11 protein-coding genes are annotated in these 15,636 nt (G+C 67.4%); 5 read left to right on the top strand and 6 right to left on the bottom strand.

All coding sequences use genetic code 11. The features are described from left to right. Position 1: 1 nt before the first annotated feature. Complete coding sequence (locus tag FVQ98_RS10105) at positions 2-1,771, bottom strand: alpha/beta hydrolase (protein WP_147913313.1); 1,770 nt, start codon at positions 1,769-1,771, stop codon at positions 2-4. 183 nt (positions 1,772-1,954) lie between these two features. Further along, positions 1,955-3,478 carry a hypothetical protein gene (locus FVQ98_RS10100; protein ID WP_147913312.1) on the bottom strand — a complete coding sequence of 508 codons (1,524 nt, stop codon included), beginning with the start codon at positions 3,476-3,478 and terminating at the stop codon, positions 1,955-1,957. Between the two features lie 559 nt (positions 3,479-4,037). On the opposite strand from FVQ98_RS10100, the gene FVQ98_RS10095 reads away from it, so the two are divergent. Beyond that, positions 4,038-5,027: a hypothetical protein gene (locus FVQ98_RS10095; RefSeq protein WP_147913311.1), complete on the top strand. Its 990-nt coding sequence runs from the start codon at positions 4,038-4,040 to the stop codon at positions 5,025-5,027. A 438-nt stretch (positions 5,028-5,465) separates the two neighbouring features. On the opposite strand, the gene mltB is transcribed toward FVQ98_RS10095, so the two are convergent. From mltB to FVQ98_RS10075, 4 genes are all read right to left on the bottom strand, one after another. Further along, positions 5,466-6,563 carry a lytic murein transglycosylase B gene (gene mltB, locus FVQ98_RS10090; RefSeq protein WP_147913310.1) on the bottom strand — a complete coding sequence of 366 codons (1,098 nt, stop codon included), beginning with the start codon at positions 6,561-6,563 and terminating at the stop codon, positions 5,466-5,468. Between the two features lie 8 nt (positions 6,564-6,571). Continuing rightward, complete coding sequence (locus tag FVQ98_RS10085) at positions 6,572-8,650, bottom strand: transglutaminase family protein (protein WP_147913309.1); 2,079 nt, start codon at positions 8,648-8,650, stop codon at positions 6,572-6,574. Further along, positions 8,644-9,627, bottom strand: a complete 984-nt coding sequence (locus tag FVQ98_RS10080) for a DUF58 domain-containing protein (RefSeq protein ID WP_147913308.1) — start codon at positions 9,625-9,627, stop codon at positions 8,644-8,646. Before FVQ98_RS10080 ends, FVQ98_RS10085 begins: the two co-directional genes overlap by 7 nt. A gap of 776 nt (positions 9,628-10,403) precedes the next feature. After that, positions 10,404-11,324, bottom strand: a complete 921-nt coding sequence (locus FVQ98_RS10075; RefSeq protein WP_147913307.1) for an AAA family ATPase — start codon at positions 11,322-11,324, stop codon at positions 10,404-10,406. A 51-nt stretch (positions 11,325-11,375) separates the two neighbouring features. On the opposite strand from FVQ98_RS10075, the gene FVQ98_RS10070 reads away from it, so the two are divergent. From FVQ98_RS10070 to FVQ98_RS10055, 4 genes are all read left to right on the top strand, one after another. Continuing rightward, the gene (locus tag FVQ98_RS10070) at positions 11,376-12,329 is read left to right on the top strand and encodes a histone deacetylase family protein (protein ID WP_187265692.1); all 954 of its coding nucleotides are present in this window, start codon (positions 11,376-11,378) and stop codon (positions 12,327-12,329) included. Between the two features lie 155 nt (positions 12,330-12,484). Continuing rightward, positions 12,485-13,294, top strand: coding sequence for an enoyl-CoA hydratase (locus FVQ98_RS10065; RefSeq protein ID WP_147913305.1), 810 nt, complete (start codon positions 12,485-12,487; stop codon positions 13,292-13,294). Further along, the gene (locus tag FVQ98_RS10060; protein WP_255507727.1) at positions 13,273-14,655 is read left to right on the top strand and encodes a mechanosensitive ion channel family protein; all 1,383 of its coding nucleotides are present in this window, start codon (positions 13,273-13,275) and stop codon (positions 14,653-14,655) included. The genes FVQ98_RS10065 and FVQ98_RS10060 overlap by 22 nt, the downstream gene beginning before the upstream one ends. A 149-nt stretch (positions 14,656-14,804) precedes the next feature. After that, entirely contained in the window at positions 14,805-15,554 is a 750-nt protein-coding gene (locus FVQ98_RS10055; RefSeq protein ID WP_147913304.1) for an electron transfer flavoprotein subunit beta/FixA family protein, read from the top strand. Positions 15,555-15,636 lie beyond the last annotated feature (82 nt).

The following is a 15,636-nucleotide window of genomic DNA, read 5'->3' as shown; positions in this document are numbered from 1 at the left end:
TTCAATGAATGCGGCCAAGTCGCGCCAGCGCGCGCAGCGCCAGGGCTTTTGCGCTGGGCTCGTCGGCGGCCGTGGCGCGGTCCTGTGGCAAGGCCTGCGTGGCGCACGCGGTGTCGCGCGCCGTGGGCGTTTGGCCCAGCAGGTAGCGGCTGACCAGCGGGTCGACGCAGCGATCGTTGTAGGGGTAAACGCCGTGCTGGTAGCTGCCCTGCACGCTCACGCGGCGGGCCTGCGGCAGCTGGGCGAAAAAGCGGTCGGCGCCTTCGGCCGGGGTGGCGCCGTCGTACTGGGCCTGCACGAAGAGCAGGTCCATCGACTGCAGCGGTGCCAGCGCGGGCTTTTGCACGTGCGGGCCGCCCCAGGTGGCGCACACGTTGCGGGCGTTGTCTGCAAAGAACATCGGCGCCTGCTGGGCGATGCCACGCAGCGTGTGGGCCCAGGCGGCGGCGTCGGTGGTGGCGGCCGTGTCGTTGCACAGGGTGGCCCAGTACACCGAAAGGAAGGGACTCAGGCCGGCGTTGCCCGTGGACGGCAGCACCCACGTGGCGCGGTAACGCTGGTAGAGCGTCTTCGCGTACATGCGCAGCACCGCGTCTCGCGTCCCGTTCTGCGCAGCGAACACCTGGGCCTCCAGCGCCTGCTCGACCGCGTCGCTCTGCTCAGGCACTGTGCGGTGCAGCACCTGGTCAAGGCCTTGGGCGGCTGCGACGAAGCTCAGCAAGACGTCGGCGTCGTCAGCGGCGTAAACCACATCGGCCAATTGCTGGGACAGCACCGCCTGCACCCGCGGGCTGAGCGCAGGCATCACGCCACGCACCGCAGCCGCGCTGTCACCCAGCTGGAAGTGCGCCGGGTGCCGCGCGGCGTAAGGCGCCAGCACCTCGTCAAACAGGCGCTGGCGCGCGGGCGCCTGCAGCACCATGACCTGCTCGAAGCTGCTGGTGAAGTCGACCACGCCGTCGAGCACCATGCGCCCGACTTTGTCGGGGAAGAGGCCGGCGTACCAGGCCCCCAGCCAGCTCCCGTACGAATAGCCGACAAAGTTGAGCTTGTCTTCGCCCAGCAGGCCGCGCAGCAGGTCCATGTCACGCGCGTTGGCCTCGCTGTGGACGTGTGGTGCCAGCGGCTGCTGCAGACAGGCTTCGGCGGCCAGACGGTCGTTGGCCGCGGCGCGGGACAGGTTTTCGGGTGTGTCCCAGTCGGCGGCGCTCCAGTCCACCGCCTGCGCGGGCGCACTGCTTTTGCATTCGAGTCGCGTGCCGAGGCCCGTGCCGCGGGGCGCAAAGCCGACCAGGTCGTAGGCGTCGAGCACGCCCTGCTGCGCGCTGGCGGTGCCGTCGGCACTGGCCGCCGCGCTGCGCGCCAGGCCGTCGGCCAGCTTGAGGCTGCCGACCAGCATGCCGTCAGCGCCCGGGCCGCCGGGGTTGGTCAGCAGCGCGCCGCGCCGCGCCTCGGGCCGCGCCGTGGCCAGGCGCGACACGGCCACCACGATGTCGCCGCGCGCCGGGTATTGCCAGTCCAGCGGCGCGCGCATCAGGCTGCAGCGCAGGCGCTCGCCGTACTGCGCCAGCACGGCCTGCATCATCGGCACGAAGCTCTCGCCCAGCGCGTCCTCGGCGCAGGCGGACCACTGCAGGGTTTGCGTGCGGTAGCTGGCCAGCGGGTCGGGCAGCGGGGCGCCGTTGTGGTCATTGCCGCCGCCGCAGGCGACGAGCAGGGCGCCGGCGGTCAGCGCCAGGGTGAGACGAAGCGGGGCGAGCAGGTGTTTCATGGGCGTTGGACAGCGGAGGCGGGCCGGCCGATGGGCGCCCCACGTCGAATGCGGGTGCCGCGTTCGCAAAATTTTCAGACGAAATGCACCTGTGGCCCTAGAACCACCTGCGCAAGCAGCTATCAAAAAAAGAGTAATTCCTGGGTGCCGAACGCAAGGCCCCCGGCGGCGTACCCGGCTGGCTTACTTCTTTTCAACGATGCTGAAGCCTTCGGCGCCGTGGGCGCGGAACCACACCTTTTTGAGCTTGCTCTGAAACAGGCTGCCCTGCGTGATGTCCACGCGCACCTCGGTCTCTGGCATGGGCGCGTCGTGGGTGCCGACGTTGACCACGCTGGTCACATTGGCGCGCACCTTGAGCGAGATGCTGGGCTTGGCGCTGGCCTGGAACACCTCGAAATTGAGCTGCGGCATCCAGCGGCCCGCCAGCGTCTTGTGCGTAGCGTTGTAGTAGCCGTCCAGGCGGAACTGCGTTTCGGCCCAGGTCACGCCGGGGCTGGTGAACTTGACGGTGACGGTGCTCGTCTTGTCTTTGGTGGCGCCGGCGTAGTGCATCGGGTCGGCGTCTTGCTGCGACAGCACGAAGTTCTGCGTGCTTTCGGCGTCCACTACGGGGCGGCTGTTCTTGACGATGTCCCAGGCCACCGACAGCAGCGAGCCCACGCCCTGCATCACCGCCCCGGCGGCGGCGGCGTTCTTGGGCTGCACGGTGGCGGCGGTCTTGCCGACCTCGCCCGCCAAATAGGCGGTGATGAAGGCGGGGAAGAGGGTGGCGTCGGTGGCGGGCGAGGTGGCGACGGCCCAGTCGTGGAAAGCCAGCAGCAAGTGGGCGAAGTCCTGACCACGTGCATTCATGCGGGCCAGAAAGTCCTTCCAGCTCATGCCCTGTGCGGCCAGCGCAGCCAGGAAGTCCTTTTGGTTGGGCACGTAGGCTACGGCGGGCGTGGCGCTGACTTCAGCTGCAGCGGCGGCTTTGGTGGGGCCACAGCGGTTGCGTGCCGGGTTGATGTTGCCGCAGCTGTAGCCTTGCTCGACTTCTTCCTGCACGCTCTGAAAGAACCCGATCAACTGGCCTTCGGCATCTTGCTGGCTCGCAAAGCCGGGCGCGACGTCCAACGTGTCGTAGAACTCGACGTATTCCAGCGGCGTCAGGCCTGAGCGCGACAGGTCGGCCATCACGGTGGGCAGGTCGATGTCGAGGTCGGCGATTTGGTGCAGCACCGCCGCCGGGTCGACCGCTTCGGCGTTCTTGAAGTCCTTGCTCAGCTGAACTCTTTTCATGGCTTCGAACTGGGCCCTAAGCAGCGCCTGAATCTGCGCCTCAAGCTGCGCCGTCACCATCATGTAGCACTCTAATCGGCCCCAGGCGGTGTTTTGGTCGCACGAGTCTTCTATTTGACCGGCCTGTTTGGCTGCTGGCGCATCCGGCAGCGCGAACAGGCTGCCCGGGATTAGCTTGCCGTTGTCGGTGCTGACCACATCCAGCTGATCGGTGATGCCGTAGACGCGAAAGCTTTCGCTGCTGGGCGCCTGATCGCCCACCTGCACGGCGACGGTGTACTGGTCACCGACTTTCAGCGCGCTGGCCTGGGGCGTGACGGATGTATCGCCGTCATCGCCACCGCAGGCGACCAGCGACAGCGCGGTGGCGGCGGCCAGGGCGCTCAGACGGAAAACATGGTGGGCGGGGCGGGCAGCAAGGGACATGGGGCAAAGGACCTAAAAACAGATGAACATTGGGGCAGAGAGGTAATTGGATGTTTTATTGGTGACTTTGCATATCCCTGAAACTGGGTATTTTGCCGCGGTGCACCTGTGCGGAAATTCAGGCTAAAAACGCTTCTGAAGGCAGCCTGCATATGCGCTGGTAGCTTCTGAAAAGATAGCGAAAAGATGGTGCGGCAGTGCCCACGTCAGCCTCGTCCGTTCACCGCAACTGTGGGCGGTGCCCAAAGCGTCGAATTCGAACGCGCGGCTGCTTTCGGTCGTGTTGAAGATGTTTGGTGGGCGGTTCAGAAAGCCATTCACACCCTCACGCGCAGGCCCCGTCTTAGGCTGAACTTGGGCCTTGGCGCTCCACGCGCCGGGGCTCACGGGATACCCGTGCAGCTCAGGGGCCGGCCCCTTGGCCTTGGCCGGTGGGATGCAGATCGCACTGACCTGATCGGCACGCGGCTACTTTCGCTTCACCCTCGCAGCGCCGCCCGCAAATTACCTAGTTTCAGGGATAGGCAGGGCATTCCGTTTTGGTTTCAATCGCCTTGCCATGAACTTCATGGCAAAAGGTGACAGCATGGCGCGGTGGGCCAATTGGTGCGCGGCAGCGCTCGTGGCGGGGGCCATGGCGGGCTGCGGTGGCGACGGCGATCGAGATGGAGGTGCCGCCGTCACGCCCCTCAGTGAGATGCGTCCGGGTGAGAAGTTCGCCACGGAAACACCCTTGCTGGCAGGCGGCAGCCAGGTGAGCCACTATGTGGTCTACGGCGTGACGCCCCAAGGGGCGCTGGTCGACAGCGACCAGCCCGACCTGCTGGCCGGCGAGCGCGTGCCGATTCTCGAGTTCGTCGAGCGGGATGGCCGCCGCTCCGACACGCTGGCTGCCCCGCAGGAGCAGGCAAAGATCCTCGACCCGACCAAGCTCCAGCGGATTCAGGTCGAGTTCTACCAGCAGCTCTGGGACGCGGTGGCCGAGCGCGAAGGCACGCGCGACCCACAGGCCATCCTGGCTGAGATCGACGACCTGGACGGGCGCGTCGTGGACCTCATGGACGACGTGGACGCCTCAGGCGTGACGTTGCCTCAATACCTCGCGTTCTACGACCTGCTGGACGAGATGCCCGCCTTTGCCAACAACGCAAGTGCAGTTGGAGCGCATGGACCGACTGGACTCGGACATCAGGGCTGTGGAGGATGCCATCAAGGCGAACATGGCACGCACCGCCGCCTGGAATCAGGCCCTGGCGCAGAACGGTTGGGACGACCAGCGCTGGCGCACCTACTGTGCATGGCATTTGAACATCGACTGCACGGGGGCCGCCGAGAGCCGTTTTGGGGAGACGATGGCCACCAGGGCCAAGGCGATGATCGACAGCCTGGACTCGATTCTGCAATTGGCGTATCTCCGCATGCAGGACCTGCTCCGACGACGCACTCAGGCCTTGATAGTGAGCCTCAATATCGCCCGGGACCTCCCAGACGCCAGAACCGCCACCATCACGCGCAGCGATTGAGTGCTTGGCCTACCCCCGTGTCTTGACTGCAGGCAGGTCGGGCACGGGATCCAGTCGGGCGTTCCACGCAGCGGCGTTGGGCGCGCGGCCCCAGGGGCGGCGGGATCGAACCGTCGCCCGGCACGAGCGCCGAACCGGCCAGGAACGGAGCTGAAACAGCCGCTCCGCCTGGCGGCGGCGCGGCGGGTCTGATCGACGAGGTTTTGAAGCCTTTTAGGCCTCCAGCCCTTGCAGAGCAGACGCTGCCAGCTATTGAAACAGAAGTTTTGGAAGCCTGAGGCCGCGGCCGGCACCGGTCCTGCGCACTCACCGATGCCGATGCGCGCCGCGCCCGGCTTTTTTGCACCGACCGAGCAGATGACAGACGGGTACGCCGCCAGCGCGCAGGCGTTCGAGACCATTGGAATGGATCGACAGCACGCCCCTTGCCGGCGTCTGCCTTCAGGTACGTCTGAGCTGCCCCTTCACCGCCCCATCGCTCGCGCCACCTCATTGCCTAAATCGATCACCGACATGGCGTAGTAGCTGCTCCAGTTGTAGCGGGTGATGACGTAGAAGTTCTCGGTGCCGGCGATGTATTCGGGCTCGTTGCCGGGCACGGACGGGTCGCCGTTTTGCAGCTCGACCAGCGCCAGCTGGCCCGGGTGGTTGGTGCCGCCGACGGGCAGGGCGCCCAGTTCTACGAAGCGCGCGGGGGTGAAGCTGGGCAGGATATCGGGCGCCAGCAGAGCGTCCATCTGCGCTTCGGGCGACAGGCGAACCGGGTAGTGTGTGGGCAGGCCGGGCTGCCAGCCGTAACCCTTGAAGTAATTGGCGACGGAGCCGATGACGTCGGCTTCACTGCTCCACAAGTCGACGCGGCCGTCGCCGTCGAAGTCGACCGCGTATTTGGTCCAGCTGGAGGGCATGAACTGCGGCAGGCCCATGGCGCCGGCGTAGCTGCCGAAGGGCGCCATCGGGTCCATGCCGGTGCGCTGGCACAGGGTCAGGAACTGTTCCAGCTCGTCCTGGAAGAAGGCCTGACGCGCCTCGGCACGCGGGTGTTGGCGCGGGAAGTCGAAGGTCAGCGTGGCCAGCGCGTCGATGACGCGGATGTTGCCGACGTTGCGGCCGTAGATGGTTTCCACACCGACGATGCCGACGATGATTTCGGGCGGCACGCCGAACTGCGCCTGCGCGCGCGCCAGGTTGGCGACGTTGCGCTGCCAGAAGTCGACCCCCGCGCGGATGCGCACGGCGTCGATGAAGCGGCTGCGGTACACGCGCCAGTTCTTGGCCGTGCCGCGCGCGGGCGGCAGCATCAGCCGCGGCACGTTGCGCAGGAACACGGCCTGGCCAATGGCGCCGCGCACCCACAGCGGGTCCAGCCCGCGGCGCGCGGCCAGGTCGTCGGCGAAACGCATGGCCTCAGGGCGCAGGGCGTAGGGTTCGTCCGGCAGGTCTGCGCTGCGGCGCCTGGAACGATTCTGGGCTGCGGCCCTAGAGGGAACTGCGCCGGCAGCTACCAAAAAAAGAGTGGACAAGGCCAGGCCGGAGAGACCGCGGCGGGACAGACTGCGCATGATCGGGGTCAGGCGGGGCGGGGCCACGCCATTTGCTGGAACTCGCGGCCAAGTGTAGCGAGGCTGGTCGCCGCGCCCTTGCTGCCGGCGGCCGCGTAGCGCTGGCGTTCCAGCGCCTGCAGCCAGCGCAGCAGTTCGGCGCGCAGCGGATCGGCCAGCGCGCTGGCCTCGACGGCGCGCATCAGCTCGCGCGGGGGCGCCTGGGGCGGGGCGCTGACGCCGGCGTCTGCCAGGCGCTGGCGCGCCTTGTGCAGCAGGCGCAGCCACGGGTCGTGCTGGCTGCGTTCCCAGCGCGCCCAGACCATGCCGCCCAACGCAGCGACGATCAGCAGGCCGGCCAGCACCTTGGCCAGGTCTTCCCAGCTGGGATTGGAGATACCCAGCTTTTCCATCAGGTCGAACTGGCGGCTTTGCGTGTAGTTCAGCACCCACTGGTTCCAGCGGTTGTTGACCGCCTCCCAGGTGGCGCGCAGCTGGGCCAGCAGCGTCGGGCTGAGCGTGCCCAGCGCGCCGGCGACCATGCCGTCGGGCGCGCGCAGGCGCTGGAACTGGCCGACGCGCCCGGGGGACACGGCGCCTGTCGGGTCGACGCGCACCCAGCCGCGCTCGGCCGTCCAGACCTCTGCCCAGGCGTGGGCGTCGGCGTTGCGCACGGTCCAGTAGCCGTCGACGTTGTTCATCTCGCCGCCCTGAAAGCCGGTGACGATGCGGGCCGGCACGCCGGCGCCGCGCATCAGCACGACGAAGGCCGAAGAAATGTGTTCGCAAAACCCGGCCTTGGTGTCGAACCAGAATTCGTCCGCCGTTTCGCGGCCGGCCACGCCGGGCTCCAGCGTGTATTCGTAGCCGCCGGTGCGCAGGCGCTCCAGCGCGGCGCGCACGTAGGCCATGGCGTCGGCATCACCCAGGCGCGCACGCAGATCGTCGGCCATGGCTTGCGTGCGCGGGTTGAAGCCGCTGGGCAGGCGCAGGTATTCGCGCATGTCGGCCGGGCGGCCATCCCAGCGCTTCAGGCCGTATTGGAAGTCGGCATAACTTTCAGTGCGGTAGCGCAGCAGGTCGGTGATGGGGCGGTAGGCCAGCCACTGCATGTCGGCCGTCATGCGGGCGCGCTGGTTGCCGGGCAATTCGGGCGCCTTGGGCGCGACGTCCAGCGTCAGCAGCCAGGGTTGCTGGCTGGGCTCGATCGTCATCTGGTAGCGGATCGGCTCGCCGCTGACCTGCAGGTCGCCCGGGCCGGGGGCGATGGTGGCGGCCATGCCGTCGGCGGTGCCGTTGGCCGTCCAGTTGCGGCCGTCGAAGTGGCTGAGCACCGGGCCGCGGAAGTACAGCTGGCTTTGCACCGGCGGGGCGCCGTCAAACTTAACGCGCGCGGCCACGCGCTCGTCCAGCGCCAGCTTGGCCATGGCGCCCACTTCCATCTGCGACGACAGGCCGCTCTTGCCCGTGAGAGCGTCGCTGGGCAGACCCCACAGCGGCGCAAAGCGCGGGAAGAAGACGAACAGCGCCAGCATCACCGGCGCGCCGGCCAGCGCCATCTTGCCGGCCATCAGCGCCGATTCGCGCAGGCTGGGCTGGCCCACCGGGCGGTGCGCGTTGATGAGTGCCGTCAGCAGGCCGAGCAGGGCGATCACCATCGCCGCGGCCGTCAACAGCGACTGCGAATAGAAGAAGTTGGTGAGCATCGCGAAGAAGCCCAGGAAAAACACCACCAGCGCGTCGCGCCGCGCGCGCAGCTCCAGCGTCTTGAGCGCCAGCAGCACGACCACCAGCGTGACGCCCGCGTCACGCCCCAGCAGCGTGCGGTGCGACGCCCAAGTCGCCACCAGCGTGACGACCAGCAGCCCGGCCAGCCACCAGCGCGAAGGAAGCGGTTTGTTCTGCAGCGCCAGCCAGCCGCGCCACACCAGCACGCCAGCCGCCAAGCCGACGCACCAGGTCGGCAAATGCGCGATTTGCGGCAGGATGACCCAGCCGATCACGACCAGCAGAAACAGCGTGTCGCGCGTGTCGCGCGGCAGGTGCTGCAGGCGCGCCAAGAAGGACGGGCGGCGCGCTCTGGCGCCAGCGGCAGGAGCGTTCAGCATGTGGCCAGCACCTCCAGGCAGCGCAGGCGGTGCGCGGCGCCGTGCGCTGGGGCGATTTCGATGCCGGGCACGCGCAGGCCGTAGTCTAGGTCCTGCGCGTCAGCCGCCAGCACCCAGGCCGTCAGGCGCGACAGGCGCGCTTCCACGTCCAGCGAACCGGCCCGGGCAAAGTCCAGCCACAGCTCCTGCCGCTGCATGTGCTGCGTGTCGCGCGACACCAGTTCGCCCGACTTGGCGAACTTCTTCCACACGATCAGCTTCATCGGGTCGCCGCGCTGGTAGGCGCGCACGCCGTCGAATTCACCGGTGCTGCGCGCGTTGCCGGCCACGCCCGTGCCGGCGCGCGGCTCGCCCGGCGGCAGCGGCGGCGGCAGCGCTTCGGGTTGGGGATAGACGAGGATCTGCGAGGCCGGCCGCCACACCGTCCAGACGCGGAAGGTGCCCAGCGGGAAGCGCGTCTCCGCCCGGATCAGCGGCACCGGGTGCAGGCCGCGGCGCGGCGGCTGAAAGCTGATTTGCACCGTGCTTTGGCCGCCCGCCGGCACATCGGCCCAGGACCAAGCGTCGTTGTCCAGAAGCGCCACGCCAATGGCGTAGCGCGGCGTGCGCCGGGCGTTGATCAGCCGCACGTCCAGCGTGGCCAGCGCGCCGGCGAACAGCGGTTGCGGCGGCACCAATTGCACGGTCAGCCCACGCAAGGTGCTGTGGCTGACGACCATGCCGGCGGCGGCGCAGCCGGCCAGCAGGAAGGTCAGGAGATAGCCCAGGTTGAGCTGGTAGTTGATGGAGCCGATCAACAGCACGACAAGGGTGGATGCCAGCATCCACCCCGCCCGCGTGGGCAGGATGTAGACGCAGCGCTGCGTCAGCGTGCGCGTGTCCAGCGCCGGGATGCGCTGGTGCCACCAGGCCTGCACCCGCCGCCGCGCCTTGGCGCGCCAGGCCCACCAGGGGAGGGGGAGTGCTTCGGGTTTCATAGCTGGTGGCGCAGGTGGCTGTAGGGCCGGGAGACGGTTTCTTTTGAATGGTGCGGCGCGTGCCTGGCTGGCGTGAGAGGCCGGGACGTGCGCCCGGCGGCAAAAGAAGCCGACCCCACTGGACGTGTCCCCTTCGCTGCGCTGCGGGGCAACCTGCGATGCTCGATCGGGCGGTGGCGCTGCAGAACTCGCTTTGCTGCTGCGCAGCGCCGCTCAGACAACTGCAGCGAGTCAGAGCACAAAGCGCGGTCATCCTTCGGTGCCCGCGCCCACCGCCCGCTCTGCGCTTCTCGGCACGTCCACAGGGGAGTGAAGACGAGTCGGGGCATCGCTGCGCTCGGCCCTGGGGACCCAAGGGCCGAGCGCAGCGATGGCCTGTGTGGCTGTTCAACACCCCTTGAGGCTGCGCCTGCGGTGCGGTTCTGGCGGGGTGGCGGCTGCAGCGCAGCATGCAGCCGCTTCGTGCTCTGACTGGCCGCGGCTGTTTGAACGGAGCGCTCAAAGAGCGCGCAGTGAGTTCTGCGGCCCACCCCGACAGAGCCGCGACGCAGGTTTGCCCCTGCCCACCGCGCAGGGGTCGCAGACGTGGGGTCGCCTTTCTTTTGGGTACTTCTCTTTGGCGAAGCAAAGAAAAGTACCTCGGCCGCCGGGCCGAGACCCGGCCAGCGACCTTTGACCATGGCCCCCAAAACTACCAATTGCATAGCTGACCGCGCAATCTCCATAAGGGCCAGAGCCGTATTCCTCTCAAAAAATTCCCCGCTGCAACGCGAAGATCAAGGCAGCGGCACCGCATCAATCATCGCCCGCACCTGCTCCACCGCGCCACGCCCGGCATCGCTCACCGGCACCATGCGGTGCGCCACGCACTGCGGCAGGATGGCTTGCACGTCGTCGGGGGCGACGTAATCGCGCCCGGCGATCAGGGCCTGGGCGCGCGCGGCGCGCATCAGGGCGATGCCGGCGCGTGGCGACAGGCCTTGCAGGAACCACCGGCCGTTGCGCGTGGCGGCGATCAAATCCTGCACGTAGTCCAGCAGCGGCGGCGCGACGTGCACGGCGCCCACGGCGTGTTGCAGTGCCGTCAAATCCTGCACCGACAGCACGGCTGGCAACGTCTCCAGCATGTCGCGGCGGCCGTTGCCCGACAGCAGCTCGCGTTCGGCACTGCGCTCGGGATAGCCCAGGCTGATGCGCATCAGAAATCGGTCCAGCTGCGATTCGGGCAGGGCGTAGGTACCCAGCTGGTCGTGCGGGTTCTGGGTGGCGATCACGAAAAAGGGCCAGGGCAGGGGGCGGGTTTCGCCTTCCACGGTGACCTGCTTTTCTTCCATCGCCTCCAGCAGCGCGCTTTGCGTCTTGGGGCTGGCGCGGTTGATCTCGTCGGCGAGCAGCACCTGGGCGAAGACGGGGCCGGGGTGGAACACGAAGCGCTCCTGCCCGCGGTCGTACACCGACACACCGGACAGGTCGCTGGGCATCAGGTCGGCGGTGAATTGCACCCGCGAAAACTGCAGCCCGAAGGTGCGCGCCAGGGCGTGCGCCAGCGTGGTTTTGCCGACGCCCGGCACATCCTCGATCAGCAGGTGGCCGCCGGCCAGCAGGCAGGCCACGCCGTCCTGCACCTGGGTCGATTTGCCTACCATCACCGTGTTAAGCTGATCCAGAACGGTCTTGATTTTCTGTGTCACGTTCATGCAAGGAAGGTAACGGATATTCGATACCGTATGGCGAAACAGGAGACAAGCGTGGGGAAAACCGGGTATTTCACACATCCCGATTGCCGCAAGCATGACATGGGTGCGGGGCACCCGGAATGCCCGCAGCGGCTGGACGCGATCGAGGACCGTTTGCTGATCACCGGCGTGGCCGACGCGCTGGACCGGCGCGAACCCACCCCCGCCGCCATGGGCGAATTGCTGCTGGGGCACGGCCGCCGCCACGTCGCCGCGCTGCGCGGGTTGAACGACATTCTGATCGAAGAGATGCAGGCCGGTGGCCCCGACCACTATTCGCTGGACACCGACACGTCCATGAACCAGCACACTTACCGCGCGGCCCTGCTGTCGGCGGGCGCGGCCATCGACGCGGTCGACGCGGTGATGACCGGCGAGCTGGAAAACGCCTTCTGCTGCACCCGCCCGCCCGGCCACCATGCCACACGCAACCAGGCCATGGGCTTCTGCTTTTTCAGCAACGTGGCGGTGGCCGCCAAGTACGCGTGCGAGCGCCACGGCGTCAAGCGCGTGGCCATCGTCGACTTCGACGTGCACCACGGCAACGGCACGGAAGACATCGTCGCCGGCGACGAGCGCATCCTGATGGTCAGCTTCTTCCAGCACCCGTTCTACCCGGAAGGCGGCTCCACCAGGACCGACAACAACCTGGTCAACCTGCCGGTGCCGGCCTACACCAAGGGCATGGACATCCGCGAGTTGGTCGAGATGATGTGGATACCGCGCCTGGAAGCCCACCAGCCCGAACTGATCCTGGTCAGCGCCGGCTTTGACGCCCACCGCGAAGACGACATGGGTCAGCTCGGCCTGAACGACCAGGACTACGCCTGGATGACGCAGCGCATCAAGGACATTGCCCAGCGCTTTGCCAAGGGCCGCATCGTCAGCTGCCTGGAGGGCGGCTACAACCTGAACGCCCTGGCGCGCAGCGTGGAAGCGCACGTACGCGTGCTGGCCGACGTCTGACGGCTGGGCTGGTCGATTTCAAGGAAAATTGGCCTCAAGCCCTACAACCATCAGCGCAAGCAGCTACTGAAATCATAGTCATCAGGCGCCGACTGGGCCAGGTAGAAAACACCGTCTGACCCGCCGTTGGTGTACCCGCTACCCGTTTTGCCACGATGAACACAGCCACTCCTGCCGACACCGAACTGCCCGTGCGCCACGAGAGCGACGCCCGTGGCGTGCACCGCCTCACGCTGGCGCAGCCCAAGGCCTTCAACGTGCTGAGCGAAGCCGCGCTGGCCGAGCTGCAGCGCCAGCTGGACGCCATCGCCGGCGACGAGGGCGCGCGCGTGCTGGTCATTGCGGCTGAGGGCAAAGCCTTTTGCGCCGGGCACGACCTGAAGCAGATGAAGGCCCACCCGCAGTTGGACTATTACCAGCGCCTGTTCGCCCAGTGCAGCAAGATGATGCTGTCGATCCAGAAACTGCCGGTGCCGGTGATCGCCCGTGTGCAGGGCCTGGCCACCGCGGCCGGCTGCCAGCTGGTGGCGCAGTGCGACCTGGCGGTGGCGGTGGACAGCGCGCGTTTTGGCGTGAACGGCATCGACGTCGGCCTGTTCTGCGCCACGCCCAGTGTGCCGCTGGTGCGCAACATGGGCGCCAAGCAGGCCATGGAAATGCTGCTGACCGGCGGCTTTATCAGCGCGCAGGAAGCGCAGCAGCGCGGCCTGGTCAACCATGTCGTGCCGGAGGCCGAACTGGACGTTGCAGTCGATCGGCTGGTCAACGCCATCCTGACCAAGCCGCGCCAGTCCGTGGCCATGGGCAAGCAGCTGTTCTACCAGCAGCGTGAACTGGGCATGGAAGCGGCCTACCAGCTGGCTGGCCAGAGCATGGCCTGCAACATGGTGCTGGACGTGGCGCAGGAAGGCGTGCAGGCCTTCATCGAGAAACGCGAGCCATCGTGGCGGACGCCCCGTCCCTGAGCGAAGCCGGTGCGCGACTGACGCGCAGCGCCGGCCTGCGCATCGACGACTGGGAGGCTTGGTGGGCCGCCGTGACCCAGCCGACAGCGCTGGCCGCCATCGTGGCGATCGTGGTCAGCGGCGTGCTGGCCTGGTTCCTGTCGCGCGCGGGAGCGCGCCGATGGCACAAGCTGCCACCCAACAAGTCGATCATTTTTGGCAATCACGGCTACGACGGCGCCCTGTTTCCCGCGCTGTGGCTGATGTTGGCCGTGGCCGGGCGACAGATCCTGCTGGCCATGGCGTTGCCGATCCCGCTGTTTCGGGTGGCGCTGCCGGCGCTGATCGCGCTGCTGGTGATCCGTCTGGGCGCGCGCGTGCTGCGCTCGGCCTTCCCGGACGCGCAGGGCGTCAGCGTACTGGAGCGCTCGCTGTCCTGGGGCATCTGGATCATTGCCGTGCTCTGGATCAGCGGCCTGTTGCCGGTGCTGCTGGAAGAGTCGGAAACGGTGCGCTGGAAAGTGGGCGGGGTGTCGTTGACGTTGCGCGCGATCATCGAAGGCAGCGTCAACGTCGGCGTGGCCCTGTTGCTGGCGCTGTGGCTGTCGTCCGCCATCGAATCCCGCCTGCTGCGCCACGCGGTGGGCGAGCACCTGTCGATGCGCAAGATGGTGGCCAACGGCTTGCGCGCCATTTTGATGTTCATCGCGGTGCTGGTGTCGCTGTCGGCGGTGGGGATCGACCTGACGGCGCTGTCGGTGCTGGGCGGCGCCATTGGCGTGGGCATCGGCCTGGGCCTGCAGAAGCTGGCGTCCAACTACGTGTCGGGCTACGTGGTGCTGGCCGAGCGCGCCATCCGCATTGGCGACATCGTGCGGGTGGACGGGTTTGAGGGGCAGGTCAGCGACATTCGGGCGCGCTACACCGTGATCCGCGGCTCCACCGGGCGCGAATCCATCGTGCCCAACGAGATGATGGTGACGCAGCGCATCGAAAACCTGTCCCTGGCCGACCGCCGCGTGTGGCAGTCGACCGTAGTCGGCGTGGGTTACGACAGCGACGTGGAGCTGGTCAAGAAGCTGCTGCGCGACGCCGCTTTCAGTTGCGAGCGCGTCATGCGCCAACCGCCACCGTCCGCCATGCTGACGGCGTTCGGCGCGGATGCGCTGGAATTCACCGTGGGTTACTGGATGAACGAGCCTGAGGCCGGCCAGCTGGGCCTGCGCTCGGAGGTCAACACCGCCATCCTGGCCGCCTTGCGCGCCAACAACGTCGATATCCCGTTCCCGCAGCGCGTGGTCCACACGGCGGCGTCGACCACCCCCGCACCGGCAGCCCGCCCAGAGGGAGAGGGGGAAGGATCGGCGACGGGGCCCCTATAATTTTTTTGCTCAGCCGGACTGCACGCGGGCCGCCCAGGCCTGTGCCGGCCGCGACCTTGGCAGGTGCTGCGGTGCACTAGAATCATTTTTGACCCCGCCGGCGGCCAGGCCGCCAGGTGTGGGAGCCGTTTACAACAGGAGATCCAGGAATGAAAGCACTCGTCGCGGTCAAGCGCGTGGTGGACTACAACGTCAAGGTGCGCGTGAAGTCCGACGGAACTGGCGTGGACATCGCCAACGTCAAGATGAGCATGAACCCCTTTGACGAAATCGCCGTCGAAGAGGCCGTCCGTCTGAAGGAAAAAGGTGTCGTTACCGAAATCATCGCCGTCTCCTGCGGCCCCACGCAAGCGCAGGAAACCCTGCGCACCGCCATGGCCATCGGCGCCGACCGCGGCATTCTGGTCGAAACCAGCGAAGAGCTGCAGCCCCTGGCCGTCGCCAAGCTGCTCAAAGCCCTGGTCGACAAGGAACAGCCCCAACTGATCATCCTGGGCAAGCAGGCCATCGACGACGACGCCAACCAGACCGGCCAGATGCTGGCCGCGCTGGCCGACCTTCCGCAGGCGACTTTCGCCAGCAAGGTCGAAGTCGAGGGCGACAAGGCCAAGGTCACGCGCGAAGTCGACGGCGGCCTGGAAACCCTGTCCATCAGCCTGCCTGCCGTCATCACGACCGACCTGCGCCTGAATGAGCCGCGCTACGTCACGCTGCCCAACATCATGAAGGCCAAGAAAAAGCAGCTGGACACCGTCAAGCCCGAGGACCTGGGCGTTGATGCCAAGCCGCGCCTGAAGACCCTCAAAGTGGCCGAGCCGCCCAAGCGCGGGGCCGGCATCAAGGTGCCGGATGTCGCCACCCTGGTCGACAAGCTGAAAAACGAAGCGAAGGTCATCTGACCCCCTGAGTCGGCCTTACGGCCGCCTTCCCCCAGGGGACGAACCCAGCAGCCTGGCCAAGCCAGCTCCGCAGGTTCCCTGG

Source organism: Ottowia flava (genome assembly GCF_008017535.1).
Lineage (GTDB): Bacteria > Pseudomonadota > Gammaproteobacteria > Burkholderiales > Burkholderiaceae_C > Ottowia > Ottowia flava.
Note: the sequence above shows the minus strand (reverse complement) of the source record. Positions and strands in the feature narration are given on the sequence as shown.